31 protein-coding genes and 1 other RNA gene are annotated in these 24,540 nt (G+C 63.1%); 16 read left to right on the top strand and 16 right to left on the bottom strand.

Annotated elements, in window-relative coordinates:
• Positions 1 to 246: 246 nt before the first annotated feature.
• Together AC1D1N_RS01700 and AC1D1N_RS01695 are read left to right on the top strand one after the other, a co-directional pair.
• Positions 247 to 507 (top strand): DUF2312 domain-containing protein, encoded by a 261-nt coding sequence (locus tag AC1D1N_RS01700; protein WP_023719653.1) that lies wholly within the window; start codon positions 247 to 249, stop codon positions 505 to 507.
• 52 nt (positions 508 to 559) lie between these two features.
• Positions 560 to 1,015 (top strand): hypothetical protein, encoded by a 456-nt coding sequence (locus AC1D1N_RS01695; RefSeq protein ID WP_436261827.1) that lies wholly within the window; start codon positions 560 to 562, stop codon positions 1,013 to 1,015.
• 121 nt (positions 1,016 to 1,136) lie between these two features.
• On the opposite strand, the gene AC1D1N_RS01690 is transcribed toward AC1D1N_RS01695, so the two are convergent.
• The gene (locus AC1D1N_RS01690; RefSeq protein WP_436261826.1) at positions 1,137 to 1,646 is read right to left on the bottom strand and encodes an arsenate reductase ArsC; all 510 of its coding nucleotides are present in this window, start codon (positions 1,644 to 1,646) and stop codon (positions 1,137 to 1,139) included.
• 196 nt (positions 1,647 to 1,842) lie between these two features.
• On the opposite strand from AC1D1N_RS01690, the gene AC1D1N_RS01685 reads away from it, so the two are divergent.
• Complete coding sequence (locus AC1D1N_RS01685; RefSeq protein ID WP_436261825.1) at positions 1,843 to 2,181, top strand: hypothetical protein; 339 nt, start codon at positions 1,843 to 1,845, stop codon at positions 2,179 to 2,181.
• A 69-nt stretch (positions 2,182 to 2,250) separates the two neighbouring features.
• On the opposite strand, the gene msrB is transcribed toward AC1D1N_RS01685, so the two are convergent.
• From msrB to AC1D1N_RS01665, 4 genes are all read right to left on the bottom strand, one after another.
• Positions 2,251 to 2,655 carry a peptide-methionine (R)-S-oxide reductase MsrB gene (gene msrB / locus AC1D1N_RS01680; protein ID WP_013529102.1) on the bottom strand — a complete coding sequence of 135 codons (405 nt, stop codon included), beginning with the start codon at positions 2,653 to 2,655 and terminating at the stop codon, positions 2,251 to 2,253.
• A gap of 103 nt (positions 2,656 to 2,758) precedes the next feature.
• Complete coding sequence (locus AC1D1N_RS01675; RefSeq protein ID WP_477346243.1) at positions 2,759 to 3,949, bottom strand: vWA domain-containing protein; 1,191 nt, start codon at positions 3,947 to 3,949, stop codon at positions 2,759 to 2,761.
• 7 nt (positions 3,950 to 3,956) lie between these two features.
• Entirely contained in the window at positions 3,957 to 4,403 is a 447-nt protein-coding gene (locus AC1D1N_RS01670) for a GNAT family N-acetyltransferase (protein ID WP_203280531.1), read from the bottom strand.
• A 57-nt stretch (positions 4,404 to 4,460) separates the two neighbouring features.
• The gene (locus tag AC1D1N_RS01665) at positions 4,461 to 5,324 is read right to left on the bottom strand and encodes a LysR family transcriptional regulator (RefSeq protein ID WP_477346242.1); all 864 of its coding nucleotides are present in this window, start codon (positions 5,322 to 5,324) and stop codon (positions 4,461 to 4,463) included.
• A gap of 147 nt (positions 5,325 to 5,471) precedes the next feature.
• Here AC1D1N_RS01665 and AC1D1N_RS01660 point away from each other — a divergent pair, with 147 nt between their 5' ends.
• Positions 5,472 to 7,016, top strand: coding sequence for an MFS transporter (locus AC1D1N_RS01660; protein WP_477346241.1), 1,545 nt, complete (start codon positions 5,472 to 5,474; stop codon positions 7,014 to 7,016).
• Between the two features lie 44 nt (positions 7,017 to 7,060).
• On the opposite strand, the gene AC1D1N_RS01655 is transcribed toward AC1D1N_RS01660, so the two are convergent.
• Entirely contained in the window at positions 7,061 to 7,900 is an 840-nt protein-coding gene (locus AC1D1N_RS01655; RefSeq protein WP_192252435.1) for an AAA family ATPase, read from the bottom strand.
• 150 nt (positions 7,901 to 8,050) lie between these two features.
• Between AC1D1N_RS01655 and ssrS the strand changes: the two genes are divergently transcribed.
• The 9 genes from ssrS (at position 8,051) to AC1D1N_RS01610 (ending at position 13,072) form a co-directional block, all read left to right on the top strand.
• Positions 8,051 to 8,206: non-coding RNA, 6S RNA (gene ssrS / locus AC1D1N_RS01650), on the top strand.
• Between the two features lie 95 nt (positions 8,207 to 8,301).
• A complete protein-coding gene (locus AC1D1N_RS01645) occupies positions 8,302 to 8,886 on the top strand; it encodes a 5-formyltetrahydrofolate cyclo-ligase (RefSeq protein WP_112559697.1) in 585 nt (194 codons plus the stop codon).
• An 80-nt stretch (positions 8,887 to 8,966) separates the two neighbouring features.
• Positions 8,967 to 9,482, top strand: coding sequence for a hypothetical protein (locus tag AC1D1N_RS01640; protein ID WP_477346240.1), 516 nt, complete (start codon positions 8,967 to 8,969; stop codon positions 9,480 to 9,482).
• Between the two features lie 82 nt (positions 9,483 to 9,564).
• Positions 9,565 to 9,843, top strand: a complete 279-nt coding sequence (locus tag AC1D1N_RS01635) for a BrnT family toxin (RefSeq protein ID WP_477346239.1) — start codon at positions 9,565 to 9,567, stop codon at positions 9,841 to 9,843.
• Entirely contained in the window at positions 9,809 to 10,150 is a 342-nt protein-coding gene (locus tag AC1D1N_RS01630; RefSeq protein ID WP_477346238.1) for a helix-turn-helix domain-containing protein, read from the top strand. Before AC1D1N_RS01635 ends, AC1D1N_RS01630 begins: the two co-directional genes overlap by 35 nt.
• Positions 10,147 to 10,971: a TIGR00282 family metallophosphoesterase gene (locus AC1D1N_RS01625; protein ID WP_352556712.1), complete on the top strand. Its 825-nt coding sequence runs from the start codon at positions 10,147 to 10,149 to the stop codon at positions 10,969 to 10,971. The genes AC1D1N_RS01630 and AC1D1N_RS01625 overlap by 4 nt, the downstream gene beginning before the upstream one ends.
• A gap of 70 nt (positions 10,972 to 11,041) precedes the next feature.
• Positions 11,042 to 11,803, top strand: coding sequence for a TerC family protein (locus AC1D1N_RS01620; protein WP_477346237.1), 762 nt, complete (start codon positions 11,042 to 11,044; stop codon positions 11,801 to 11,803).
• Between the two features lie 200 nt (positions 11,804 to 12,003).
• Complete coding sequence (locus tag AC1D1N_RS01615) at positions 12,004 to 12,753, top strand: YebC/PmpR family DNA-binding transcriptional regulator (protein WP_112559692.1); 750 nt, start codon at positions 12,004 to 12,006, stop codon at positions 12,751 to 12,753.
• A gap of 13 nt (positions 12,754 to 12,766) precedes the next feature.
• Positions 12,767 to 13,072, top strand: coding sequence for an Rdx family protein (locus AC1D1N_RS01610; RefSeq protein ID WP_352556710.1), 306 nt, complete (start codon positions 12,767 to 12,769; stop codon positions 13,070 to 13,072).
• Positions 13,073 to 13,103: 31 nt separating this feature from the next.
• Here the strand turns inward: AC1D1N_RS01610 and AC1D1N_RS01605 are convergent, their stop codons facing one another.
• Complete coding sequence (locus AC1D1N_RS01605; protein WP_436261816.1) at positions 13,104 to 13,580, bottom strand: anthrone oxygenase family protein; 477 nt, start codon at positions 13,578 to 13,580, stop codon at positions 13,104 to 13,106.
• A gap of 1 nt (position 13,581) precedes the next feature.
• Entirely contained in the window at positions 13,582 to 14,409 is an 828-nt protein-coding gene (locus AC1D1N_RS01600; RefSeq protein ID WP_477346236.1) for an NAD(P)H-binding protein, read from the bottom strand.
• Between the two features lie 117 nt (positions 14,410 to 14,526).
• Between AC1D1N_RS01600 and AC1D1N_RS01595 the strand changes: the two genes are divergently transcribed.
• Positions 14,527 to 15,168 (top strand): TetR/AcrR family transcriptional regulator, encoded by a 642-nt coding sequence (locus tag AC1D1N_RS01595; RefSeq protein WP_477346235.1) that lies wholly within the window; start codon positions 14,527 to 14,529, stop codon positions 15,166 to 15,168.
• 341 nt (positions 15,169 to 15,509) lie between these two features.
• Here AC1D1N_RS01595 and rpmE read toward each other — a convergent pair whose 3' ends face one another.
• Positions 15,510 to 15,731 (bottom strand): 50S ribosomal protein L31, encoded by a 222-nt coding sequence (gene rpmE / locus AC1D1N_RS01590; protein WP_112559687.1) that lies wholly within the window; start codon positions 15,729 to 15,731, stop codon positions 15,510 to 15,512.
• A 206-nt stretch (positions 15,732 to 15,937) separates the two neighbouring features.
• On the opposite strand from rpmE, the gene AC1D1N_RS01585 reads away from it, so the two are divergent.
• Positions 15,938 to 17,740, top strand: a complete 1,803-nt coding sequence (locus tag AC1D1N_RS01585) for an ABC transporter transmembrane domain-containing protein (protein WP_477346234.1) — start codon at positions 15,938 to 15,940, stop codon at positions 17,738 to 17,740.
• A gap of 21 nt (positions 17,741 to 17,761) precedes the next feature.
• On the opposite strand, the gene AC1D1N_RS01580 is transcribed toward AC1D1N_RS01585, so the two are convergent.
• Positions 17,762 to 18,004: a hypothetical protein gene (locus AC1D1N_RS01580; RefSeq protein ID WP_477346233.1), complete on the bottom strand. Its 243-nt coding sequence runs from the start codon at positions 18,002 to 18,004 to the stop codon at positions 17,762 to 17,764.
• Positions 17,958 to 19,442, bottom strand: a complete 1,485-nt coding sequence (locus AC1D1N_RS01575; protein ID WP_477346232.1) for a carboxypeptidase M32 — start codon at positions 19,440 to 19,442, stop codon at positions 17,958 to 17,960. The genes AC1D1N_RS01580 and AC1D1N_RS01575 overlap by 47 nt, the downstream gene beginning before the upstream one ends.
• 164 nt (positions 19,443 to 19,606) lie before the next feature.
• Here AC1D1N_RS01575 and AC1D1N_RS01570 point away from each other — a divergent pair, with 164 nt between their 5' ends.
• Complete coding sequence (locus tag AC1D1N_RS01570) at positions 19,607 to 19,960, top strand: DUF1304 domain-containing protein (RefSeq protein ID WP_436261811.1); 354 nt, start codon at positions 19,607 to 19,609, stop codon at positions 19,958 to 19,960.
• Between the two features lie 84 nt (positions 19,961 to 20,044).
• Here the strand turns inward: AC1D1N_RS01570 and AC1D1N_RS01565 are convergent, their stop codons facing one another.
• From AC1D1N_RS01565 to AC1D1N_RS01545, 5 genes are all read right to left on the bottom strand, one after another.
• Entirely contained in the window at positions 20,045 to 20,473 is a 429-nt protein-coding gene (locus AC1D1N_RS01565; RefSeq protein ID WP_477341011.1) for a hypothetical protein, read from the bottom strand.
• A 240-nt stretch (positions 20,474 to 20,713) separates the two neighbouring features.
• The gene (locus AC1D1N_RS01560) at positions 20,714 to 21,745 is read right to left on the bottom strand and encodes a peptidoglycan -binding protein (RefSeq protein ID WP_112559682.1); all 1,032 of its coding nucleotides are present in this window, start codon (positions 21,743 to 21,745) and stop codon (positions 20,714 to 20,716) included.
• Between the two features lies 1 nt (position 21,746).
• Positions 21,747 to 22,772 (bottom strand): MotA/TolQ/ExbB proton channel family protein, encoded by a 1,026-nt coding sequence (locus AC1D1N_RS01555; RefSeq protein ID WP_112559681.1) that lies wholly within the window; start codon positions 22,770 to 22,772, stop codon positions 21,747 to 21,749.
• 182 nt (positions 22,773 to 22,954) lie between these two features.
• Positions 22,955 to 23,650: a PAQR family membrane homeostasis protein TrhA gene (trhA, locus tag AC1D1N_RS01550; protein ID WP_477346231.1), complete on the bottom strand. Its 696-nt coding sequence runs from the start codon at positions 23,648 to 23,650 to the stop codon at positions 22,955 to 22,957.
• Positions 23,651 to 23,733: 83 nt separating this feature from the next.
• Positions 23,734 to 24,534 carry an inositol monophosphatase family protein gene (locus tag AC1D1N_RS01545; protein ID WP_436261809.1) on the bottom strand — a complete coding sequence of 267 codons (801 nt, stop codon included), beginning with the start codon at positions 24,532 to 24,534 and terminating at the stop codon, positions 23,734 to 23,736.
• Positions 24,535 to 24,540 lie beyond the last annotated feature (6 nt).

The raw sequence follows: 24,540 nt of genomic DNA, 5'->3' as shown, positions 1-24,540 counted from the left end.
GCCGGGCCTGCAAACGGCGGCGTCCTGCGCTTCCGGTGCTCACGTACTTTGAGTACGCTCCGCTCCGGTTCTCGGAAGCCACCATTTTCGGCTCGGCCTGACCTGAATCTCAACACGCCTTAAGGCGTGCGGAACTCTTCATGCCGCATCGATAATGGCTTGACCCGCCGCGCCCGCTCGGGCATCGAACCCGCTCCAATTTTGCCGCGCCAGAATCGCGGCGCCTAAAAAGAAGCGGAGAAAAACATGGCCGACGACATCACCGAGACCAGCCAGACTGTTGCCGCCGGCCAGTTGCGCGCCTTCATCGAGCGCATCGAGCGGCTCGAGGAAGAAAAGAAGACCATCGCCGACGACATCAAGGAGGTGTTCGCCGAAGCCAAGGGCACCGGCTTCGACACCAAGGCGATGCGCTCGATCATCCGGCTGCGCAAGAAGGACCAGGCCGAGCGCCAAGAGGAAGAATCCATCCTCGATCTGTACAAGGCCGCGCTCGGCATGGTGTAAGGCCGGGGCAGCCTCCGGGCGTCGATAGCGGCGCCTTTCGACGGGTTGAACCATGAGCGAATTCGACTTTGGCGCCCGCCGCGCCTCTGAATTCCGCCAACGCAACTTCTGGGCGCTGTTCGCCGAACGGCATCCGGAGGAACGCGCATCCATGGCGCGGCGCGGTCCCTGGTTCTGGCAGCGCGGGCTGCCGGACTTCGCCCTGGTCCTGTCCATGTATGTCGCGCCGGCGCAAAACCATGTCGGCGTCTTCTTCGGCCGTAACGAGAAGTTCGGCGCCACTGAAGCCTGGTCGCGGCTGAAGCCTTTCCAGCCGGCGATCGAAGGCAGGCTGAAGCTCAGGCCGGAGCAGAGCTGCGAGGGTCTCGGCATCAATTCGATGTGGCGGGTGAACTGCTTTGCCGAGGACAACTGGCCGGCCATGGCCGACTGGCTGGTGACGGAATGCTCGCGCTTCGAGCGGGCGGTCACCGACGTTCTGGGGCAAGCCGAGGCCACCTGGCGCTAGAGCGTTTCACCGTTTAACGGAAACGGCGAGACGCTCTATCTCTTTGTTTTGACGCAATTCCCAAGGGAAAGCGCTACGCGCTTTTCCCGGGAAAACCGCTCACACTTTTCCTGGAATTGCTCTAATTCGGCTTCGGCGCGTCGCGGCCGATCTCATCCAGATGCTGCTGCAACGCCATGTGGTCCAGCGCGTCCATCGGCAGGTTGGTGAACAGCGATATGCGGTTGTTGAGCATGCGATAGGCATCGGCGAAGGCCAGATGCATTTCGGCGTCGGTGCCTTGTGCCTTGGCCGGATCCGGTATCGCCCACAGTGCGGTCATCGGGTGACCGGGCCAGACCGGGCAGGTCTCGTTGGCGGTGCTATCGCAGACGGTGAAGACGAAATCCATTTCCGGCGCGTCGGGTTTTGCGAACTCGTCCCAGCCTTTTGAGCGGGCGAAGCCGGTGTCGTAGTTGAGGCTCTCAAGCAGCTGCAGCGCGTAGGGATTGACGGTGCCCTTCGGCTGCGACCCGGCGGAGAAGGCCTTGAATTTCTCGGCGCCAACCCGGTTGAGGATGGCTTCGCCCATGATCGAGCGCGCCGCATTGGCGTTGCACAAGAACAGCACATTGTAGCTTTTGTCGCTCATCAAAGACCTCCCTCGCAGGCGACCGGGATGAAGGAACGGCACGTTGTGCAAGGTAGCTTCGCGGCGGATGCCGGCAAGGGGCCATCCGGAAAGATTTCGCGATTGTTTGACGGCGATCGCCAGGCCATATGCTTCTACGCGATCATCATGCGCGCCTGCCGCGCCCGGGATCGTTCCGAATGAAAGAGTTGAGCTGATGCCAGGACCCGCGGAAAGCGAAGACGGCAAGATGGGCGGAACGGCCGGCTTCTTCCGCTCCCGCTGGCACGGTGCCGTGTCGCTCGATCGTCTGTTCTGGCGCGACCTGGTCGTTGTCGGCACCGCGATCAACGTCGCGTCGTCGGTGGTCGCGCTCGTCCTGCTCGGGCTGAAGCTGCCGCTGGCCGTGGTGCTGGCCGTGCATTTCGCGCCGGTGCCCTACAACATATTCCTGACCCTGGCCGTCTGGCGAGTCGCGGAAAAGGCCGGCGGCGCCAAGGCCTCGCTGATGATGCTCGGTTCCGCGCTATGGTTGATCCTGGTGGTCGTTGTTTGAGACGCCGGCAGGGCACGAAAAAGGGCGGCCGGAGCCGCCCTTTCCAAGAGATGATGACCGCGCTGCGGTTTAAGCCGCCGGCTCGAATTTCAGCGCCACGCCGTTGATGCAATAGCGCAGGCCGGTCGGCGGCGGGCCGTCCTCGAAGACATGGCCGAGATGGCTGCCGCAGCGGGCGCAGTGGCATTCGGTGCGGACCATGCCGTAGCTGCGGTCGACGGTGTTTTCGACCGAACCCGGCACCGGGTCGTTGAAGCTCGGCCAGCCGGTGCCGCTCTCGAACTTCAGCTTGGATTCGAACAGCGGCTGGTCGCAGCCGACGCAGGAAAAGGTGCCGGCGCGCTTTTCGTAGAGCAGGGCGCAGCTTCCGGGCCGTTCGGTGCCGTGGCCGCGCATGACGGCATACTGCTCCGGCGTCAGCCGGGCACGCCATTCGGCGTCAGTGCGGGTAACGGGGTAGGTGTGGGTATCCATCCAATCTCCTCAGCCTTGGCGGCTTGTTGTTGGTTGCAGCCAGTATTCGCACCAACATATGCATTTGTTACACGCCTGCCCAGCGCAGAGGCGTGTTTGGGGCTCAATGCTTGCGTGAGAGCTGCTTGGTCGCGGCTTCGAGCCCGGCCAGCGTCAGCGGGAACATGCGGCCGCCGAAGATATCGCGGATCATCGCGATCGAGTGGGTGAAGCCCCAGTTCTTCTGGTTTTCGGGGTTCAGCCAGACCGCGTTCGGCCATTGTTGCAGCAGGCGGCCGAGCCAGACGGCGCCGGCTTCCGGGTTCCAGTGCTCGACCGAACCGCCGGGGTGCGCAATCTCGTAAGGGCTCATCGAGGCGTCGCCGACGACGATCACCTTGTAGTCCGGACCGTATTTGTGAAGCAGGTCGAAGGTCGAAATCACCTCGGCATGGCGGCGGCGGTTGTCCTTCCACACGCCCTCATAGAGGCAGTTGTGGAAGTAAAAATATTCGAGCTGGCGGAACTCGGCGCGGGCGGCCGAAAACAGCTCCTCGACGCTTTTGATGTGGTCGTCCATTGAGCCGCCGACATCGAAGAACATCAGAAGCTTCACAGCATTGCGCCGTTCGGGGCGCGTCTGCACGTCGAGATAGCCGTGCTCGGCGGTGGCATGGATGGTGCCGGGCAGGTCGAACTCTTCCTCCGCGCCCTCGCGCACCCACCGGCGCAGCCGCTTCAGCGCCACCTTGATGTTGCGGGTGCCGAGCTCTACGGCGTCGTCGAAATTCCTGAACTCGCGCATGTCCCACACCTTCACCGCACGGCGGTTGCGGCTTTCGTGCTGGCCGATGCGCACGCCTTCGGGATTGTAGCCATAGGCGCCGAAAGGCGAAGTGCCGCCGGTGCCGATCCATTTCGATCCGCCCTGGTGCCGGCCTCTTTGTTCCTCGAGCCGCTGCTTCAGCGTCTCCATCAACTTGTCGAAACCACCGAGCGCCTCGACCAGTTTTTTCTCTTCCTCTGTCAGGTGCTTTTCGGCGAGACGGCGCAGCCACTCCTCGGGGATGTTGGCGACATCGACCGCATCCGGTCCGCCCAGCGCCTCGATGCCCTTGAAGACATGCGCAAACACCTGATCGAAGCGGTCGATATGACGCTCGTCCTTCACCAAAGCGGCGCGGGCGAGGTAATAAAAACCCTCGACGTCATAATCGACCAGACCGGCTTCCAGCCCCTCCAGCAGCGACAGATATTCCCTGAGCGAAACGGGTACCCGCGCGGCCTTCAGTTCGAGGAAGAAAGGGATGAACATGGGCTATCTACAGCAGATCGTACTCGATGAAGCCAGTCCGCCGGGCAACGCGGTCGTAGAGCTTGCGCGCGGTGGTGTTGGTTTCGTGGGTCATCCAGTAGACGTTCTTGACGCCGATCTTGCCGGCCTCCTGCTTTACCGCTTCGATCAGCGCCGCACCCACGCCCTTGCCGCGCACATCAGGGTCGGCGAACAGGTCCTGCAGGTAGCAGTTGTTTTTTTCGGACCAGCCGGAGCGATGGTAGAGATAGTGGGTCAGGCCGACCGCCTTGCCGTCGAGCGTGGCGATAAAACCCTTCGGCTCGAATTCTCCGTCAGTGAACAGCCGTTTCCAGGTGATGTCATACACCTCGTCCGGCAGCTTGGTTTCGTAGAAGGTGAGGTAGGCGGTCCACAGACGCCGCCAGTCGGCATGGTCGGCCTGCGCCAGCGGGCGGACGGTGATCTCGGTCATTTAGGTTCCTCCAAAGCATGACCCGTTCCGGCGGAATCAGATCAGGTACAGCTTCGCCTATACCACCGGCGAATTGTACTCGCGAAATGCGGTCGCCAGCACATGCAGGGCCTCGCGCGCTCGTGGTGCCAGTGCGTGCGAATGCAGCACCACTTCGGACGGGTCAAGCGGCGGCAGGCCAAGCTTGCGGCCAACCTCGACCAGGCCGGGAGGAACGACCCGGTGGGCCAGCGCCGAAATGGCAAAGCCCGCCGATACAGCAATGTTGACGGCCGCCCCGCCGCCGCCGACGAAGGCCTCTTCCCAGGCTATGCCTGCCTTGTCCAGCGTCTCGACCGCTCGCACACGGTCCGGGCAGCTGCATATCGTGCTTAGAAGCGCCAGGCGTAACGGCGTTCCGCGCTGCCATTCGAAGGAAGGGGTCGCGAACCAGCCATAGTGGTTGCGCGACAAGGTCCGGCCCGGACGGCTGTCGCCTTCGCGGTGTACGATGATCGCATCCAGTTCGCCGCGATCGAACGATTCCTTCAGAATGGTGCTGGTGTCGATCCTCAAACTGAGCGTGAGCGAGGGATCGTGCGCATGGAGCTGGGCAATCAGGACGGAAAGCTCGGGGCCGGCGACATGATCGACAAAGCCGAGCGCGAGCCGGCAAGGTGCTTCGGCAAACTCGGCCATGGCGCGCTCATGCGCGGCCAGGAAATCGCGTGCGGAGGGCAGGAAAACAGCGCCCTTGGCCGACAGGCTGACGCGGCGCGGCGTGCGTTCGATCAGCCGCGCTCCGAGCTTTTCCTCGAGACGGCGCAGCTTGACGCTGATCGTGGCCTGCGTGCTGCCGAGCGCTGCAGCGGCGCGGGTGAAGCTCTGCAGGTCGGCCACCATCACGAAGGTGCGGACGGCATCGACATCAAGGCTGGTCATTTACAACCTTCCATTGGGCAGCATGCCAATTTGTCATTTCTGATATAGCCGACCATAGCCTTTTTTCATGGTCAAGTCTCCTCTATTTCAGCCTGATCGCGGTTTGAAGAGCTTCGCCGCCCCATGTTCCGATGGAGAGAGATCGATATGCCGTTGCCCATTCAACGAAACACCATTGCGCTTACCGGCGTGTGCTTGGCCTCGCTGCTGTTCGGGCTCGAAATCTCCAGCGTGCCGGTCATCCTGCCGAAACTGGAAAGCGTGCTCGCCGCCGACTTCAAGGATTTGCAGTGGATCATGAATGCCTACACCATTGCCTGCACCACGGTGCTGATGGCGACGGGGACGTTGGCCGACCGTTTCGGCCGCAAGAGCGTGATGGTGATCACCACCGTCGCCTTCGGCCTCGCTTCGCTGCTGTGCGGCCTCGCCCCCAGCGCCCCGCTGCTGATCGCCGCCCGCTTCCTGCAAGGTCTTGCCGGCGGCGCGATGCTGACCTGCAGCGTGGCGGTGCTGTCGCACCAGTTCCAGGACGGAAAGGCGCGCGGCAAGGCTTTTGTCGCCTGGAGCGTCGTCGCGGGCATCGGGCTTGGGTTCGGTCCAGCCATCGGCGGTCTGATCGTGGCGCTGTCGAACTGGCAGTGGGTCTTCCTCATCCACGTGCCGCTGGCGATCCTGGCGCTCGCCTTCATCGGCGCCGGCGTCACGCAATCGCGCGATCACAACGCCCAGAAGCTCGACTGGGCCGGCATGCTGACGCTGTCAGCGGCTGTGTTCGGCTTCTCCTATCTGATCACGCAAGGTGCGGATCTCGGAGCTAGCGCTCGTATCGGCGTGATTGCGGCGTCGATGGCGGCTTTCATCGCTTTCCTCGTCGCCGAGAGGGTCAATGCCTATCCGATGTTCGATTTTTCGGTGTTCCGCGTCCGCCAGTTTTCCGGCGCGATCATGGGCGCCATCGGCATGAATTTCAGCTACTGGCCGTTCATCATCTATCTACCGATCTACTATTCGGGCGTACTCGGCTATGACAGCACGACGACCGGCCTTTTGCTGCTCGTCTACACGCTGCCCTTCATGGTGATGCCGCCGATCGCCGAGCGCATTCGCGCGCGCTATCAGGCGCGGATCGCCATCCCGCTCGGCCTTTTGACATTGGGGATCGGCTTCATCGCCATGTGGATCGGCTCCCGGATCGAGGGGGCGACATGGCTGACCATGCTGCCCGGCACGCTGATCGCCGGCATCGGCATCGGCCTCACCAATTCGCCGACCACCAACACCACGACCGGCGCGGTGTCGCCGGATCGCGCCGGCATGGCGTCCGGCATCGATATCAGCGCACGCCTGATCACGCTCGCCATCAACATTGCGGTGCTCGGCCTGTTGCTGACGCAGGGTATCGTCTCTTATCTCAGCAGCGCACTTGGCACAGCTTTGAGCCCAGGCGCGGTGCGCGCGCTGGCGGAAAGGATCGCCACCGGCAATCTCCACGACCTTGCGCAAGGGACGCCTGAGCTCGCAACCCTCGACCCCTCCGGCGCCATCGTGCGCGACGCTCTGGTCAATGGCTTCGGCTGGGTCATGCTCTATTGCGGGATTGGTGTTCTTGCCCTGTCGGTCATCGGCTTTGTCATCTTCGGACCGAAGCGCGTCGCGCCGCAGGAGACAGAGTTTGTTCCCGCCGAGTGAGCGGTGGAAACCGGCTCACAGCTGTCAACTCGGCCGAATGATCCTCATCCCTGCCGCCTGGCCATGAAAGCCAGGCGTTCGAACAGATGCACATCCTGCTCGTTCTTCAACAGCGCGCCGTGCAGCTTGGGCAGCGCGTTCTTGGGGTCGGCGCGCAGATCCTCGGGTGCTATGTCGTCGGCGACCAGCAGGCGGATCCAGTCGAGCGCTTCCGAGGTCGACGGCTTCTTCTTCAGGCCGGGCACCTCGCGGATTTCGTAGAACTGGGTGAGTGCCGCGCGCACCAGATTCTGCTTGATGCCGGGATAGTGCACGTCGACAATTTTGTGCAGCGTGTCGACGTCGGGGAAGCGGATGTAGTGGAAGAAGCAGCGGCGCAGAAAGGCGTCCGGCAGTTCCTTCTCATTGTTGGAGGTGATGATGACGATCGGTCGGACCGCGGCGCGGATCGTTTCGCCGGTCTCGTAGACGAAGAACTCCATCCGGTCGAGTTCCTGCAGCAGGTCGTTCGGAAACTCGATGTCGGCCTTGTCGATCTCGTCGATCAGCAGCACGACCTTCTTGCCGGCCGCGAACGCCTCCCACAGCTTGCCGCGCTTGATGTAGTTCCTGATGTCGTTGAAGCGCTCGTCGCCGAGCTGGCTATCGCGCAGCCGCGAGACCGCGTCATATTCATAGAGTCCTTGCTGCGCGCGCGTCGTCGACTTGACGTGCCATTCGATCAGGTCGAGGCCGAGTGCCGCCGCCACTTGCCTGGCAAGTTCGGTCTTGCCAGTACCGGGCTCGCCCTTGACCAGCAAGGGCCGCTCCAGCGCGATCGCCGCATTGACCGCCACCATCAGATCCTTGTCGGCGACATAGGCCGCCGTGCCTTCAAAACGCATGCTTGCTCCTCGGTTGGTCATCGCGACCGTAAGGACGCCGCCCGGCCTGTGCAAGGGCGAGCCGGTCGCGACGAAAAGGGCGTGCATCCGAAATGGAAACATCGGCTCGTGTCACTGGCGCTGGACCAACCAGCGGCCTATATTGGGGGGGACGGTCTGTGCTTCCCGGCAGGAGAACATTTTCCCCGGGGCCTTAACGATCCTTAGGGAGCTGTCCCTGGGAAGACCCGTGGGTTTTCTCATACGGCGCCCACCTACTTTGTAGGTTCCCGGGATCGCTCTCTCCACCGGTTGTGTGGATCGTCACTTCTTGCCTGCATCCACGCATTTGGTGGATGATGCGGTAGAAAACGTCGCTCCTAAAACGCCGCCAGAAACCGACCTTTTCTATCGTTCAGCGCATGACATCCTTAAAAGACCTGAAGAAACAACTGCGCCGCGAAGCTCTCGGCCGCCGCGATGCGCTCGATCCGATGTGGCGGGTGGAGATAGCGCTTGAGATGGCCGAGACGGCGCGCGATCACCTCGCTATCGAGCCCGGCCAGATCGTTTCAGCCTTCTGGCCGATGCGGTCGGAAGTCGACGTCAGGCCGCTGATGTTTGCCTTGCGCGAGAAGGGAGCCAGGCTTTGCCTGCCGGCCATTCTCGACAAGACCACAATCGTCTTTCGCGAACTGGTGCGAGGCGCGCCGATGGTCGAGATGGGTTTTGGCACGGTCGGTCCGCATGAGGAAGCCGAGGTTCTCGATCCCGCGGTGATGCTGGTGCCGCTCGCTGCTTTCGATGCCCGCGGCCATCGCCTTGGCTACGGCGCCGGCCACTATGACCGGGCGATCGCGCGCCTGCACGCCATGGGGCGCCAACCCCGATTGATCGGCATCGCCTTCGACTGCCAGGAGGTAGCGCGGGTTCCCGACGAGCCACATGACGTCGTCATTCCGGAAATACTCACCGAGAGCGGCTTACGCCGCTTCGATATCGCTTAAGAAGTCGCGATCCGCTTAACGCGTTTCCAAGACATGCCGGGGTAGTATTTTGCTCAATACGACCCGAGTCGATGGCGGCCATGATGTTTGTCTTATCGCGCTTCCTGCTGATGCCGTTCGTCCTCATCGCGGTGACGCTGTTCGCGATGGGCTTGCACATTGTCGGAACCGCCCTGCATCACCAGTTCGCCTGGCATCAGACGGTTGCCACCGTGACGGACGTCAGCTCCTATACCGAAACGCAGAAAAACGGCATGGCCACGAAAGGCATCAATGTCGCCATCGGCTATGTCGCCAACGATGCGCCGATGAGCTGGTCCGGCAAGGGAAAGGACGTTGGTCTCTACACCGCGTCCAAAGGCGACCAGGTGGAACTGTACTACGACCCCACCGATCCATCGTCCCTCGATACCGCCGCAATGAAGGGCTGGCGCGGCGGGTTGCTGCTCTTTGCCGGTACGGGCGGGTTCACCGCTTTCTACGTCTGGTTCTTCTGGCTGCGCGGACGCAACGCGCCGCCGACGATGTCTTCGGCCGGCCGCGTCCCAAGCGCGGGACAGCCGCAACCGCAGCGCGGCACTTTCGGCCGGCGTTAGGACCAGAACGGCGTGTTGCACCGTGTCATCGCTTGACGCGCGTGACCATCCGGCCGATACTACTGAATTCCAGTAGGTCTGCATGCTTGAATTCGAATGGGGCGATGAGAAAGCAGCCGGTAATGTTGCCAAGCATAGTGTGGCATTCTCCGATGCTTGCCGCCTCTTCAATGGCATTTACGCGCTGCACTACATCGACCGCTCCATGATTTATGAGGAAGAGCGGTTCGTCAGCATAGGTATCGTCAATGGCGTAGTGCTGACAGTGGTTTACACCGAGCATAGCGACCGAATAAGACTGATCTCCGCCAGGAAGGCGACACTCCATGAGCAGCAAGCGTATGACGAAGCACGAATCTGAGACCGACTGGGATCGGCTGCGCGCCATGAGCGATGCTGCGGCCGAGGCGGGCGCGTTGGCTGATGCAGACAATCCTCCCGTGAGCGTGGATCGGCTGACGCCTGTTGCGGGCGTCAAAGTCATCCGCCGCGCTCTGCATCTTACGCAGGAAGAGTTTTCGATCCGCTACCTCATTCCGCTCGGGACGCTTCGCGACTGGGAGCAAGGCAGAACCGAGCCGGACCAGGCAGCGCAGGCCTATCTCAGGGTTATCGCCAAGGAGCCGGAAACGGTGTCGCGGGCGCTCGGCACGCGCAGCGCCGCATGAGACTTCTCTTCCTCGGCGACATGGTGGGCAAATCGGGACGTACGGCGGTGTGGGAACAACTGCCCGGCCTGATCTCCGATTTCAAACTCGATTTCGTCATCGTCAATGGTGAGAACGCCGCCGGTGGTTTCGGCATCACCGAAGATATTTTTCGCGACACCATCGCCGCCGGCGCCGATGTCGTCACCACCGGCAACCATGTCTGGGACCAGCGCGACGCGCTGATCTTTGCGCCGCGCGAGGAACGTTTCCTGCGTCCCTCCAATTTTCCCAAGGGCACGCCGGGGCGCGGCTCCGGGGTCTACATCGCCAAAAACGGCGCGCGCGTGCTGGTCGCCAACATTATGGGCCGGGTGTTCATGCATCCCGAACTCGACGATCCGTTCCAGGCCGGTGAACGCGAGCTGGCCGCCTGTCCGCTGGGCGAGCAGGCCGATGCCGTGGTCATCGACTTTCACGCCGAGGCGACTTCGGAGAAAATGTGCTTCGCGCATTTCGTCGACGGCCGCGCCAGCCTTGTCATCGGCACCCACACGCACCAGCCGACGGCCGACCACCAGATCCTCAATGGCGGCACCGGCTACATGTCCGACGCAGGCATGTGCGGCGACTATGATTCCTCGCTCGGCATGGACAAGGAAGAACCGCTCAACCGCTTCCTGTCGAAAGTGCCGAAAGGCCGCTTCGAGGCGGCGACCGGACCGGCGACATTGTGTGGCATCGGCGTCACTATTTCCGACCGCACGGGCCTGACCGAGAAGATCGCGCCGTTTCGTCGCGGGCCTCGGCTTGAAGAAACCGCACCATCCTTCTGGTCGTGACATTGATATGCTGGAATATAGTACCTAACTGGCGACGAAACTGCTCTAGATCGTAGAGGGGACGACCTCCATGCAGCTCGTTGAATTCCTGGCACCGCATTTTCAATTTGTCTCTGACCCCACCGCCTGGGTCGCGTTGCTGACGCTAATCGTGCTCGAGGTCGTGCTCGGCATCGACAATTTGATCTTCATCTCGATCCTGACCAACAAATTACCGGAAGCGCAGCGCGCCCGCGCCCGCCGTCTCGGCATCTCGGCGGCGCTGATCATGCGGCTGGTGCTGCTTGCCACCATTTCCATCATCGTCCAGCTGACGACGCCGGTGTTCACCGCTTTCGGCCACGGCTTTTCCTGGCGCGACCTGATCCTGATCGCCGGCGGCCTGTTCCTGGTGTGGAAGGCGACCAAGGAAATCCATCACACGGTCGACCCGGAAGACCACAAGGACACGATGATGGGCGAGACACTGCAGATCTCGCTTGCCGGCGCCATCTTCCAGATACTGCTGCTCGACCTCGTCTTCTCGATCGATTCCATCATCACCGCCGTCGGCATGACCGACGAGATCGCCATCATGTATATCGCGGTCATTGTGGCGGTGAGCGTGATGATGCTGGCGGCCGGGCCGCTGGCCAATTTCATCGCCAAGAACCCGAGCATTGTCATGCTGGCGCTGGGCTTCCTGCTGATGATCGGCATGACGCTGATCGCCGACGGCATGGGCTACCATGTGCCCAAGGGCTATATTTACGCCGCGATGGGTTTTTCGGCGTTGGTCGAAGGACTCAACATGCTGGCGCGGCGGCGCAGGAAATCAGGTCGCGGGCATTGAAGCTGCTCGCCGGGGCGCTGTGAACGCCGTGTCTGGACGAATTGAGCCGATTTATCTATAAGCCGGCCATTCCGACAGAGAACGCCGTATGCCTTCGCAGGCATGCGAGAGACGTTCTGAATTTAATTCGAGCATTTGCGGGAAGACCGGGTATCGCCGCCTCGCTTCGCGATGCTCTAGCCGAAGACGACAGGGGTGCCATGGCTGGCCATTCACAGTTCAAGAACATCATGCACCGCAAGGGCCGCCAGGACGCGGTGCGGTCGAAAATGTTTTCCAAGCTGGCGCGCGAAATCACCGTCGCCGCCAAGAGCGGGACGCCGGATCCGTCGATGAACCCGCGCCTGCGCCTGGCCATCCAGAACGCCAAGGCGGTGTCGATGCCGAAGGACAACATCCAGCGCGCCATCAACAAGGCGTCGATGGGCGATGCCGAGAATTACGAAGCGGTGCGCTATGAAGGCTACGGGCCGGGCGGCGTGGCGCTGATCGTCGAGGCACTGACCGACAACCGCAACCGTTCGGCATCGAACGTACGCGCCGCCTTCACCAAGGCCGGCGGGGCGCTCGGCGAAACCGGCTCGGTGTCGTTCATGTGGAACCGCGCCGGTGAAATCTACTATCCGGCCTCCGTCGGCAGCGCCGACAAGGTGATGGACGCGGCGATCGAGGCCGGCGCCGATGACGTGGAATCGGACGAGGAAGGCCATACTATCTACTGTGCCTTCGAGAGCATGGGCGAAGTGTCGAAGGCGCTGGAAGCCTCGCTCGGCGAGGCCGAATCGGTGAAGCCGATCTGGCAGCCGCAGAACAATGTTCCGGTCGACGAAGAACGCGCCCAGTCGCTGATGAAGCTGGTCGCGACGCTCGAAGACGATGACGACGTGCAGAGCGTCTACGCCAATTTCGAGGTCGACGACGAGACGATGGCCAAGCTCAGCGCGGCGTGATCGAAACTCGGACATGAGCGAACTCCCCACCATCCGCATCACCTATTGCACGCAGTGCCAGTGGCTGCTGCGCGCCGGATGGATGGCGCAGGAGCTGCTCTCGACCTTCGGTACGGATCTGGGCGAAGTGACGCTGGTGCCGGGCACCGGCGGCATCTTCACCATTTCCTGCAACGAGGTGCTGGTCTGGGACCGCAAGCGCGACGGCGGCTTTCCCGACGCCGCCAAGCTCAAGCAGCTGGTGCGCGACGTCATCGATCCGGACCGCGATCTCGGCCACTCCGACCGCAAGGGTCACACGCAAAAAGACCCCGCCTGAGCGGGGTCTTTTTGCTTTCAGACAACGCCTCCTAGAGCAATGCGAAGATGAAGCAGGCCATCGACACGATGGCGGTGATGGTGCGGACGTGGTTCCACATCACCCATTGGTTCAGATGGTCCGCCCACACGGCGGCGCCATTGGCGCTGGCTGGGTCGACGGCGGCGAGCGCATCGTTGAGCGGCACATTGAAGACCATGGTCACGATCGGGTTGCCGATCAGGTAGATCACCGCGCCGGCAAGCAACCAGTACGAGCCGGACTGGCTCCAGCCCATGATGGCGGCGGCGATAAGCACCAGGCAGAGCAGGCCGGTGCCGAACAGCGCCGTCATGAAGGTCGGGGTGATAACCGTGATGTTGATCGAATTCATCGCCGCAATGCCCTGAGGGACGGGCAGCCGGGCAAGCGCCGCCATGACGAAGTTGGAAAAGGCGAAGAACACGCCGCCGACGACGCCCGAACCGATTGCAGCAATGATGGTGAGGGTGGGAAGAAGCTTGATCATCTCAGTTGCTCCACACGCCGGTTGCGGCGGTTTCATGTGCGTAAGCGGAAAAGTCTTTCGGCGCACGGCCGAGCACACGCTGGACGCCATCGGTCAGCGTCTCGTTGCGGCCGTCAAGCACTTCGGTGAACAGCTCGTTGAGCAGCCAGGTGATTTCGGGCGGCAGTTCATATGTGGCCATCGCGGTGGCGAATTCGTCATGCGAGACCTTGACGTAACGGATGTCGCGCCCGGCAGCCCTGGCGATCTCGGCGACCGCGTCGGCGAAGGTCAGCAGCCGCGGCCCGGTCAGCTCGTAGAGCTGGCAGACATGGCCTTGTTCGGTCAGCGCGACAAAGGCGGCGTCGGCAATGTCGTCGGCATCGATGAAGGGCTCGCCGACAGTGCCGACCGGCAGGGCTACTTCGCCCCCGAGCAAGGACTCGATGAGAAAGCCTTCGCTGAAGTTCTGCGAAAACCAGGCACAGCGCAGGATCGTCCAGTCGGCGCCCGAAGCTTTGACCATCTCCTCGGCGCGCTGGGCCTCCGTCTCGCCGCGGCCGGAGAGCAGCACCAGGCGGGTGATGCCGCTGGCCACTGCAAGCCTGGCGAAGGCGCCGACGGTATCTGCGGCGCCCGGCACGGCGATGTCGGGATAGTAGCTGATGTAGACGGCACGCACGCCTTGCAGGGCCGGCCCCCAGGTCGCCGGAACCTCCCAGTCGAAGCGTGGGCTGCCGGAGCGCGAGCCGATGCGCACGGGAACGGCCTGTGCGGTCAGCCGCTCGGCGAGGCGACGGCCGGTCTTGCCGGTGCCGCCGAGGATCAGGATTGGTTTGGTGTCAGTCATTGTGGTTTTTCCTCTGTTTGAAAATATGAGTAATCCTCACATTTGCAAAACGTGATAAACCCTCGTATTTTGCGAGTCAAGCCGTTGTTGGCAATTTTCTCGAGACCGGAGACAGTCATGGAAGACACAGCAGCGCCCGCATCTGCCCAGGAGCAGGTCGCATCGCCGCGGCGGGCGCCGACGCAGCAGCGCAGCCGCGAGCGGGTCGAACGGATGCTGGCCGCAGCCTCTGCGTTGATTGCCCAACAAGGCAGCGACGCCATGCGCATGGGCGAGGTGGCAGAACGGGCCGGGGTGTCGATCGGTTCGCTCTACCAGTTCTTTCCCGACAAGCGGGCGATCGTCTGGGCACTGGCCGAGCGCTACACCGCGGAAAGCCAAGCCTGCATCTCCTCGGCACTCAAGGATGTCACCGACGCCGAAGGCCTGCGGCAGGCGTTTTCAGAACTGGTCGATATTTACTACCAACTATTCCTGGCCGAGCCGGTGATGCGCGACATCTGGTCGGGCACGCAGGCCGACAAGGCGCTGCGCCAGCTCGAACTCGCCGACAGCCGCGCCAATGCCGAATTCCTGACCGCCGTGCTGAAGCGGCTGCAACCCGGCGCCGATCCGGTGGCGCTGGAGACGACGGCGTTTCTGGTCTGGCAGATGGGCGAGGCCGCGGTGCGGCTGGCGATCTCGGTCGACCGGCAGGAGGGCGACAGGCTGGTGGCCGCCTACAAGCGCATGGCGCTACGGGAGTTATTGGAAGGGTAGTGACGACCCGAGCTTGGGCTTGTACGGCAGCGCTGGCGATTGGCGAAACCATAGGGAGAGCGCCCCTCTCCCCGTCACTATACGGGGAGAGGATGCCGGCAGGCAGGTGAGGGGCAGCGCTGACCTATGATTTGACGTCGCTTCGTCGCAAACCGTCACTGAATTTCTCAGGCCGGCTATTTTTGCTGATGATCAAACTTGCCAATGCTGGCACTGCCCCTCATCCGCCTGCCGGCACCTTCTCCCCGTATAGTGACGGGGAGAAGGGGGCTGTGGCCAATAAATAAAAAACCCGCCTTTGGGGGCGGGTTCTTTAAATTATTCTGCAGGGCTTGTCCGGCTTAGAGGCCGAAACCTTCGAAGCGCTTCTTGAACTTCGACAGGCGGCCGCCGCGGTCGAGCAGGGTCTGCTGGCCGCCGGTCCAGGCCGGGTGCGTGGTCGGGTCGATATCGAGGTTCATCGTATCGCCTTCCTTGCCCCAGGTCGAACGGGTCATGTATTCGGTACCATCGGTCATGACGACCTTGATGGTGTGGTAGTCGGGATGGATATCGGCCTTCATTGTCGTGCTTCCTGGCTTGTGGCGCTGCCGACGGGCCCGTGGCCTGCGTCGATGCGCCCCTTTTTAAAACTCGAAGCCGCAGCTATTGAAAAAGCCACGGCTTCTAAAACGGTCGGCGAGCCTATACATCAGCCGGAATTGAATCACAAGGCCGCGGCGGGCGCATATTGACAGCGCTCACCTGGAAGCGGCCAGAGGAAACGGTCATGGCGGATATCAGCGGCGGACAGGACGAGCGCAGACGCTCGCTCGGACCGCTCAGGCGCCTCTATCCCTATATCGCCCGCTACCGCAAATTGGTCATCGGCGCCGTCATCTCGCTGGCCATCGCGGCGGCGACGACGCTCACCCTGCCGCTCGCCGTGCGGCGCATGATCGACCACGGTTTCAGCGCGTCCAGCACCACCTTCATCGCCGAGTATTTCGCCGCTTTGGTGGCGATGGCAGCCATTCTGGCGGCTGCATCGGCCGGCCGCTATTATTTCGTCATCACGCTCGGTGAACGGGTTGTTGCCGACATCCGCAGCGATGTGTTTTCGCATGTCACGACGCTGTCGCCGTCCTTTTTCGACACGGCGCAGTCGGGTGAGATCGTCTCGCGCCTCGCGGCCGATACGACGCAGGTGAAATCCGCCGTCGGCGCCACCGCCTCGGTGGCGCTGCGCAATGTCATCCTCGGCCTCGGCGCGGTGGCGATGATGGTCGTCACCAGCCCGAAACTGTCCGGCCTGGTCATCGCGGCCATTCCAGTGATCGTGCTGCCGCTGGTCGCCTTCGGTCGTTCGGTCCGGCGCCGGTCGCGGCAGGCGCAGGACACGCTGGCGCAAGCCACCGCCTATGCCAGCGAGCAGATCGGCGCGGTGCGCACGCTGCAGGCCTTCACCAACGAGACGCTGGTCACCGGGCGGTTCTCGGCTGCGGTGGAAGCCGCCTTCCAGGCAGCACGCTCGTCGATTTTCGCCCGCTCTTTCCTCACCTTCTTTGCCATCTTCACGATCTTTTCCTCGGTCGTGGCGGTGCTGTGGTTCGGTTCGCGCGACGTGCTCGCCGGCACGATGTCGCCCGGCACGCTCGGCCAGTTCCTGCTTTATTCGGTGTTTGCCGCCGGCGCGCTCGGCGCGCTGTCGGAAGTATGGGGCGAGCTCTCCCAGGCGGCGGGTGCTGCCGAACGGCTGACCGAGATCTTGGACGAGACGCCGGCGATCCTGGCGCCGGCCAAGCCATTGCCGCTGCCGGCCAAGGCGAAAGGCGCGATCAGTTTCGACGACGTCTCCTTCTCCTATCCGGCGCGGCCCGACCGTGCCGCCGTCCACGGCTTGAGCTTCCAGGTGAAGCCGGGCGAGACGGTGGCGATCGTCGGCCCCTCGGGCGCCGGAAAAAGCACTGTCTTTTCGCTGATCCTGCGTTTTTACGACCCCGAGGCCGGCCGCATCGCCATCGACGGCGTCGACGTGCGCGAGGCCGATCCGGCCGATGTCCGCGAGCGGATCGCCATCGTACCGCAGGATGTCACCATTTTTGCGGCGAGTGCGCGCGACAATATCGGCTTTGGCCGGCCGGGCGCCACGAATGCCGAGATCGAGACGGCCGCCACGGACGCGCTGGCCGACGAATTCATCCTCAAACTCGACAAGGGCTATGACAGCCAGGTCGGCGAGCGCGGCGTGACCTTGTCCGGCGGCCAGCGCCAGCGCGTGGCGATCGCCCGCGCCATCCTGCGCGACGCGCCGATCCTGTTGCTCGACGAGGCGACCTCGGCGCTCGATGCCGAAAGCGAAACACTGGTGCAGACGGCTCTGGAACGGTTGATGCAGGGCCGCACCACCATCGTCATCGCCCACCGTCTTGCGACGGTGCTGAAGGCCGACCGCATCCTGGTCATGGATGGCGGCCGCATCGTCGAGGAAGGCACGCATCAGAGCCTGGTTGCCAAGGGCGGTATCTACTCGCGGCTGGCCAAGCTGCAGTTCGAAACCGGAGCCAGCGCGTTCAAAGGTGCCGCGGAGTAGGTGCTGCGGCGCAGATAGAGTTCAGCCGCGGGCAGGCTGGCGCCGGCCACGCCGGACAGCGATGAATACCGGGACACCGACGAACAAGGTCAACTGGAACATGCTGGCGATGATCTGTCGCTGTTCCGTGTCCGGATCGCTGACCTTCACTTCGACGGGCGGCGGATCGACGTAGGTAAATGCCCTATGTTTTGGATGCCGTGCCAGCCGAAATGGCTCAAGCCCCGTATCGCTGCTGCAGGTGACGGGTGAAATGCGCGGCATTCAGTTTTTCGCCGGTGGCGCGTTCGAGCAGTTCGGGCGTCGACCAGTGTGAGCCCTGCGACCAGATATTGTCGCGGCGCCAGCCGTTGATGGCCTCGAAGTTTCCCTTCGCAAGGTCGTCGTCGGCGGAAGGATGCTTGCTGGTCAGGGCCGCCCACTGCTGCGCTGCCATCATGGCGCCCAGCGTATAGGACGGGAAATAGCCGAAGGCCGCACCTGGCCAATGCACGTCCTGCATCGGTCCGTCGGCCGGGTTGTCGATGGTCGACAGGCCAAGATACTCCCGCATCTTGGCGTCCCACGCCTCGGGCAGGTCGGCAGCCTGCAGCCGCCCCGAGACAAGCTCCTGCTCCAACTCGTAGCGCAGGATGACATGCAGCGGGTAGGTGACCTCGTCGGCGTCGACGCGGATCAGGCCGCGCTCGACCCGGTGTACATGGGGCAGGATGTCGTCGAGCGACCAGGCTTCGCCGAGATGCTTTTCGACCACGGGCAGCGCCCAGCGCCAGAATTCGGGGTTGCGGCCGATCTGCTTCTCGACGAACAGGCTCTGGCTTTCATGCACCGCCATGCCGCGCGCCTTGCCCAGCGGCCAGTGCGCCCAGGCCTTCGGCAGGTTCTGTTCGTATAGCGCGTGGCCGGTCTCGTGCAGCACGCCCATCAATGCCGACAGGAAATCCGAGGTCTTGTAGCGGGTGGTGATGCGCACGTCGCTCGGCACGCCGCCGCAGAAAGGATGATGCGACACCGACAGCGAGCCATGGGTGAGGTCGAAGCCAACCGCCGCCATCATGGCGAGGCCAAGCTCGCGCTGCCGGTCTATCGCATAGCTGCCCGAGAGCGGCTTAAGCGGATGGCTGGCCAGCCGCGCTTCCTGCACGGCCAGCGCCTCAGGCACGAAGCCTTTCAGGAACGTCTTCAACTCAGTGAAGACCGGCGTAATGTCGGCGGCGCGGTTGCCGGGATCGTATTGCTCCATCAGCGCGTCGTAGGGATCAAGGCCGAGCGCATCGGCGCGCAGTGCGGCCTCCTCGCGGACCAGCGCGATGACACCTTCGAGTGCCGGCAGGAAGCCGGCCCAGTCGTTCTTGGCGCGCAGGTCACGCCAGAGCTGCTCGGAGCGCATGCGCGCCACCGTCTGGCGCTCGACGAACTCGACCGGCAGGCAGGTCAGGTTGGTGTATTGCCGGCGCAATTCCCGGACCGCCGCCTGCTGCTCCTCGTTCAGCACCTCCTGTTCGGCGGCAGCGAGCCAGTCGGCGATTTCCGGCGCCGTTGCCCGGGCATGCAGCATGCCGGCCAGGGAAGACATGGCTTCGGCGCGCTTCTCACCGCCACCGACGGCCATGTGGGTCGCCTCGTCGGCGCCGAGGATGGCGAGCGCATGTTCCAGCGCTTCGAGCTTGTGGCCGAGATCATCGAGTTTCTGAAAGGACATGGCAGGTTCCGCGTTTTGGACGGCGGGAAAAGATACCAATGCGCCAGGCTTGGCAACCCTGCACAAGTGTCGGTTAATGGGGGCAAGGCGGCGCAAGCTTGCACGCCGTGGCGGGCGTGCTCAATATGGCCCGACGGCGTGATGCCGCCTGGGGGGAGAACGACATGATCGCCAACATACTGGTCGGGCTGGTGGCGCTGATCCACCTCTACATCGTCTATCTGGAGATGGTGGCATGGGACACGCCGCGCGGGCACAAGGCGTTCAACCTCAAGCCGGACTTCGCCAGTGCCTCGAAAGTGCTTGCCGCCAATCAGGGGCTCTACAACGGCTTCCTTGCCGCCGGGCTGATCTGGGGCCTTTATCTCGGCGCGGACGGATTCCAGATCAAGGTGTTCTTCCTGCTTTGCGTCGCCAGCGCCGGGCTCTATGGCGCGGCGACCGCCAGCAGGAAGATCCTGTATATCCAGACCGTGCCGGCGGTGGTTGCGCTCGTCGCGCTCTTGCTCGGCTGGTAAAAAGACGCCCCCGGACCAGATCCCGCGGGCGTCAGACTGTCCCGTCCTCATTCTTTGGATATCCGAGGATATCGCAGCGGGTTCTCAGCCGTTCGGATAATTGCCGCCGTCGGAACCGTCACCGATCATGAAGCCACTACCGGTATCGGACATCAGAGCTTGATCGACATTGTCGAGCCGGCGCAGCAGGTCGTGATATTGCGCGGCCGGGATCCGGCCATGATCCGAGCCAGCGACCCGTTCGGCGGCCTGGCTGATATGCGCCGCGCGCAGATGCAGCCGATGCGCTTCGGCCGACGTGATCGCGTTGGCCTGCCTGGCATCAGTGATGCCCTGGTCGACGCCCTGTATCTGCTCGATCAGGCCGGTCACGCGCGGACCGGTCATGTCGGTCGGGTCGCTGGCGTCGAGGGCGCCCTTGTGATGATGTCCGGCGGCATAGGCGCCGGCGAGCGGAACGGCGATCAGAAGTGTCGTAAGGGCTGCAGTCCTGAGAGTCTTCAAAGAACGCATGATGTGCGTCTCCTCCTGCTTTGGAAGGGGGTAAGCGCTTTCGCTCCGCCTTCCCGACGCGGACCGTCGGGTTCCGTCGCGTCGCGATGGGAGGCATCGCCGGCGGTTCTCGGCCCTGCGCGGCAAATTAGGAGCCCGGAAACGTGAAGTGTAATTAAAAAAAGATAATGTTTTCAGGCCTTGCCGAGGCTGCCTTGCGCCCTAGAGTTGAGACGTCGAACAAATTCGCGTGACAAAAAATCACCGTTCGGTGAGCTTCAGTTCAATGCGGCGGTTCTTGTTGCGGGCCTCTTCGGTGTCGGCGGGGTCGAGCGGCTGGAATTCACCGAAGCCGGCGGCGACCAGCCGGTTGGCGGGCACGCCATTCTCGATCAGGAACTTGACCACCGAGGTCGAGCGCGCCGTCGACAGCTCCCAATTGTCGCGGTAGCGGCCGGTGCCCGACAGCGGCTTGTTGTCGGTGTGGCCGTCGACGCGCAGCACCCAGTTGATCTCCGGCGGAATTTCCTTTTGCAGTTCGATGATGGCGTCGGCGAGCTTCTTCATCTCGACCTTACCGGCATCGTTGATCACTTCGGAGCCGGTCGGAAACAGCACTTCCGACTGGAAGACGAAGCGGTCGCCGACGATGCGGATGTTCTCGCGGTCGGCGAGGATTTCGCGCAACCGGCCGAAGAAGTCGGAGCGGTAGCGGTTCAGCTCCTGCACGCGCTGCGCCAGCGCGACGTTCAGCCGACGGCCGAGATCGGCGATCTTGGTGTTGGAATCGCGGTCGCGGGTTTCAGAGACGTTGAGGGCGTCCTCGAGCGCGCCGATCTGCTTGCGCAACGCCGCGATCTGCTGGTTGAGGATCTCGACCTGGCTCAGCGCCTGCTGGCTGATCTGGCGCTGGTTGTCGAGTTCGCCGCCCAGTTGAGCCGCACGCTGGTTGGCGGCGTCGCCGGCACCTGCACCTTGCGCCAGCAATTGCTCCAGCCGGCTCTTCTCGGCTTCCGCCGCCGACAGCGAGGCTTGCAGATTGGCCAGCGAATCATCCTTGTCCTGCGCCGTCGATCGCTCCAGCGCCAGCAACTGCGTCAGTTCGTTGATCTGCGAGTTGAGGCGCGAGAGCACGGTGTCCTTGCCGGAGAGTTCGCGGCCGAGCAGGAACTGCGCCAGCACGAAGACGGTGAGCAGGAACATGATGGCGAGCAACAGCGTCGACAGTGCGTCGACGAAGCCCGGCCAATAGTCGATGCGGCGGTCGGTGCGACGGCCCCTGGCGAGCGCCATGCTAGTGCACCCCGGGCTTCTTCAGGGCGTCGGCGATCTTTTCCAGCGTGTTGCGCATCGCCTTCTGCTCGTCCGACTGCGCCTCGACCCAGTCGCGCATGATCTGCTGTTCCGAGCGCATGTTCTTGACCAGGCCGGAAATGCCGTCGGCGAGATTGGCCATGGCGGTGGCGACGCGCGGATTGGAGCCGCCGCCGTTTTCCTGCATGCTGCGCAGCCGCTCCGACAAAAGGCGGATCTCGTCGGAAGGCTCGTTCTTGGCCGGATCGGCAACGACGATGTCGGAGGAGAGATCGGTGACCGAGGACAGCCAGTTTTCAAGCTCGGTGTAGAAGCGGGTCTGGGCGCGGCCAGCCTGCAGGTCGAGGAAGCCGAGCACCAGCGAACCGGAAAGGCCGAACAGCGAGGACGAGAAGGCCGTGCCCATGCCGGCCAGCGGCGCCGACAGGCCCTGTTTCAACGATTCGAGCACGGCGGCGGCGTCGCCGGTGCCGGGATCGAGCGATTCGATGGTCTCGCGGATCGAGCCGATGGTGTTCAAAAGACCCCAGAAGGTGCCGAGCAGGCCGAGGAATACCAGCAGGCCGACGAGGTAGCGCGAGGTGTCGCGGCTTTCGTCGAGGCGGGTGGCGATCGAATCCAGCATGGTGCGCATCGAGGAGGTCGAGAAGGCGACCGTCGAGGAACGGCCGATCATCGCCTTCATCGGCGCCAGCAGCACCGGTTCGGTGGTTTCGGAGCCGGCGCGGAAGGAATTGACCCAGCGCACTTCGCGAAACAGCCGTCCGACCTGGGCGAAGGCCAGCAGGATGCCGACCGCCAGCACACCGATGATAAGGCCGTTGAGGCCCGGATTGGTGGTGAAGGCGCTGGAGATCTGGCGTGTGAGGATGGCGGCGATGAAGGCGACGATGACCAGGAAGATGACCATGGTCAGGAGGAAGACCTGTGGGCTCGACAGCTTGTGCGGATCGTACATCAGGACATCAGAGCGCCTGCCCACGCCGAAAGATCTGAGAAAAGCCATCCGTGCCCCGTTTCCGATGCTCTTTATTTGCCTTGACGCAATTCCGAACGGGAAACCGCTCACACTTTCCCGGAATTACTCCAGTGCCGCCGATCACGTAATTCGCGACTCTAAACGGAATTGTGACCAAATTGAATGGCGCTTGGCAATATTGCCCGACAGATCGGGCCGCGCTCCGCCTTTCAGAGGCGGTTGATAACCAGGCAGTCGACCATGGCGGCAAGATGCAGTCCGGCACCGGTGATGACGAAGCCATGCCAGACGGCATTTTGGAAGCGCAGCCCCTTCCAGGCGAAGAAGATGACGCCGCAGGAATAGACGATGCCGCCGGCGACGATCAGCGCGATCGACGTTGTCGGCAATGTCGCGACCAGCGGCTTGACCAGAACGATGCCGCTCCAGCCGATGGCGAGATAGAAGACTATGGCCAGGCGGTCGAAGCGGCCGGGCAGAAATACTTTTATGGCGATACCGGTCACAGCCGCGGTCCAGACTAGGACAATCATCGGCAGCGCCAACGGCGAGCCGTCGAGCTGGGCCAGAAAGGGCGTGTAGGTACCGGCGATCAGAAGGTAGATCGCTGCATGGTCGAAGCGCCGCAAGATCCATTTTGCCGGCGATGTCACCGGCCACAGATTGTAGGTGAGCGACACCGACAGCACGGTCAGCAGCGATACCACATAGAAGGCGACGGCGATGTATTCGCCCGGACCGGCATGGAAAGCGGCTAGCGCCAGCAAGGTCGAGCCTGCCGCTATCGCCAGCACGATGCCGACCGCATGGACGATTCCGTCGGCGATCATCTCCGCACGCGAATAGTGCCAACGCCCGACAAAGGGGATATCGATTGGCGTTTCTGGCGGGGATAGTGGCGGCATGCGCGAAGGTCCTTCGTCCCCCTATCTGGGCGGTCGCCGGGCAGTATTTCAAGCTTTGGTTGCGGTTTTGCGACTGCGGCGCTTCAGCGCGCCGAGATCGGCTTCTTCACCGCCTTGAGCAGCGCGCGCTGGATGACCTCGTTGCCGGCAACGACCGAGCCGGCGTTGAGCATGTCCTGGCCGCCATCCGTGTCGGAGACGAAGCCGCCGGCTTCGCGGACCAAGAGCAGCCCGGCGGCGATGTCCCAGGCCGACAGGCCGGTTTCCCAGAAGCCGTCCATGCGGCCGGCGGCGACATAGGCGAGATCGAGCGCGGCCGAACCCAGGCGGCGCACGCCGGAGACCTCGGCCATCACATTGCGCAGCTCGACCAGGAAATTGCCGTGCTGGCCGCGGCCGAGATGCGGGATGCCGCAGCCGATCACGCAGTCGGTGAGCTTGATACGGCCGGCAACGCGCAGCCGGCGATCGTTCATGAAAGCGCCGCCGCCGCGCTCGGCGGTGTAGAGCTCGTCCATCGCCGGATTGTAGATGACGGCGGCGACGAGCTGACCCTGGCGCTCGAGCGCGATCGAGATGGAAAAGATCGGAATGCCATGCAGGAAATTGGTGGTGCCGTCGAGCGGGTCGACGATCCAGCGGTGCTGGTCGTCGTCGCCTTCGACCGCGCCGCGCTCTTCCATCAGGAAGGCATAGCCCGGCCGCGCCTTCGACAGTTCGGCAAACAGGATGTCCTCGGCTTTGCGGTCGGCCTGGCTGACATAGTCGCCTGGCCCCTTCATCGACACCTGCAGGTTCTGCACCTCGCCGAAGTCGCGCGACAGCGAGCGGCCGGCCTTCATGGCGGCCTGGACCATGACGTTGAGAAGTGCTGAGCGTGCCATCGTATT

It is taken from the genome of Mesorhizobium sp. P2_B5, from assembly GCF_056404775.1.
The sequence above is the reverse complement of the archived record's forward strand: the minus strand, read 5'-3'. Positions and strand labels throughout refer to the sequence as shown.

Bases quoted from the DNA above. Each gene is read 5' to 3' on its own strand.
- AC1D1N_RS01555 (WP_112559681.1), bottom strand. From the start codon at position 22,772: ATGGCTTTTCTCAGATCTTTCGGCGTGGGCAGGCGCTCTGATGTCCTG.
- AC1D1N_RS01570 (WP_436261811.1), top strand. From the start codon at position 19,607: ATGATCGCCAACATACTGGTCGGGCTGGTGGCGCTGATCCACCTCTAC.
- AC1D1N_RS01665 (WP_477346242.1), bottom strand. From the start codon at position 5,324: ATGACCAGCCTTGATGTCGATGCCGTCCGCACCTTCGTGATGGTGGCC.
- AC1D1N_RS01640 (WP_477346240.1), top strand. From the start codon at position 8,967: ATGATGTTTGTCTTATCGCGCTTCCTGCTGATGCCGTTCGTCCTCATC.
- AC1D1N_RS01625 (WP_352556712.1), top strand. From the start codon at position 10,147: ATGAGACTTCTCTTCCTCGGCGACATGGTGGGCAAATCGGGACGTACG.
- AC1D1N_RS01565 (WP_477341011.1), bottom strand. From the start codon at position 20,473: ATGCGTTCTTTGAAGACTCTCAGGACTGCAGCCCTTACGACACTTCTG.
- AC1D1N_RS01630 (WP_477346238.1), top strand. From the start codon at position 9,809: ATGAGCAGCAAGCGTATGACGAAGCACGAATCTGAGACCGACTGGGAT.
- AC1D1N_RS01605 (WP_436261816.1), bottom strand. From the start codon at position 13,580: ATGATCAAGCTTCTTCCCACCCTCACCATCATTGCTGCAATCGGTTCG.
- AC1D1N_RS01615 (WP_112559692.1), top strand. From the start codon at position 12,004: ATGGCTGGCCATTCACAGTTCAAGAACATCATGCACCGCAAGGGCCGC.
- AC1D1N_RS01635 (WP_477346239.1), top strand. From the start codon at position 9,565: ATGCTTGAATTCGAATGGGGCGATGAGAAAGCAGCCGGTAATGTTGCC.
- AC1D1N_RS01670 (WP_203280531.1), bottom strand. From the start codon at position 4,403: ATGACCGAGATCACCGTCCGCCCGCTGGCGCAGGCCGACCATGCCGAC.
- AC1D1N_RS01685 (WP_436261825.1), top strand. From the start codon at position 1,843: ATGCCAGGACCCGCGGAAAGCGAAGACGGCAAGATGGGCGGAACGGCC.
- AC1D1N_RS01595 (WP_477346235.1), top strand. From the start codon at position 14,527: ATGGAAGACACAGCAGCGCCCGCATCTGCCCAGGAGCAGGTCGCATCG.
- AC1D1N_RS01620 (WP_477346237.1), top strand. From the start codon at position 11,042: ATGCAGCTCGTTGAATTCCTGGCACCGCATTTTCAATTTGTCTCTGAC.
- AC1D1N_RS01600 (WP_477346236.1), bottom strand. From the start codon at position 14,409: ATGACTGACACCAAACCAATCCTGATCCTCGGCGGCACCGGCAAGACC.
- AC1D1N_RS01700 (WP_023719653.1), top strand. From the start codon at position 247: ATGGCCGACGACATCACCGAGACCAGCCAGACTGTTGCCGCCGGCCAG.
- AC1D1N_RS01645 (WP_112559697.1), top strand. From the start codon at position 8,302: ATGACATCCTTAAAAGACCTGAAGAAACAACTGCGCCGCGAAGCTCTC.
- AC1D1N_RS01690 (WP_436261826.1), bottom strand. From the start codon at position 1,646: ATGAGCGACAAAAGCTACAATGTGCTGTTCTTGTGCAACGCCAATGCG.
- AC1D1N_RS01545 (WP_436261809.1), bottom strand. From the start codon at position 24,534: ATGGCACGCTCAGCACTTCTCAACGTCATGGTCCAGGCCGCCATGAAG.
- AC1D1N_RS01675 (WP_477346243.1), bottom strand. From the start codon at position 3,949: ATGTTCATCCCTTTCTTCCTCGAACTGAAGGCCGCGCGGGTACCCGTT.
- AC1D1N_RS01575 (WP_477346232.1), bottom strand. From the start codon at position 19,442: ATGTCCTTTCAGAAACTCGATGATCTCGGCCACAAGCTCGAAGCGCTG.
- AC1D1N_RS01695 (WP_436261827.1), top strand. From the start codon at position 560: ATGAGCGAATTCGACTTTGGCGCCCGCCGCGCCTCTGAATTCCGCCAA.
- AC1D1N_RS01580 (WP_477346233.1), bottom strand. From the start codon at position 18,004: ATGCCGCGCATTTCACCCGTCACCTGCAGCAGCGATACGGGGCTTGAG.
- AC1D1N_RS01610 (WP_352556710.1), top strand. From the start codon at position 12,767: ATGAGCGAACTCCCCACCATCCGCATCACCTATTGCACGCAGTGCCAG.
- AC1D1N_RS01660 (WP_477346241.1), top strand. From the start codon at position 5,472: ATGCCGTTGCCCATTCAACGAAACACCATTGCGCTTACCGGCGTGTGC.
- AC1D1N_RS01585 (WP_477346234.1), top strand. From the start codon at position 15,938: ATGGCGGATATCAGCGGCGGACAGGACGAGCGCAGACGCTCGCTCGGA.
- AC1D1N_RS01655 (WP_192252435.1), bottom strand. From the start codon at position 7,900: ATGCGTTTTGAAGGCACGGCGGCCTATGTCGCCGACAAGGATCTGATG.
- rpmE (WP_112559687.1), bottom strand. From the start codon at position 15,731: ATGAAGGCCGATATCCATCCCGACTACCACACCATCAAGGTCGTCATG.
- AC1D1N_RS01560 (WP_112559682.1), bottom strand. From the start codon at position 21,745: ATGGCGCTCGCCAGGGGCCGTCGCACCGACCGCCGCATCGACTATTGG.
- trhA (WP_477346231.1), bottom strand. From the start codon at position 23,650: ATGCCGCCACTATCCCCGCCAGAAACGCCAATCGATATCCCCTTTGTC.
- msrB (WP_013529102.1), bottom strand. From the start codon at position 2,655: ATGGATACCCACACCTACCCCGTTACCCGCACTGACGCCGAATGGCGT.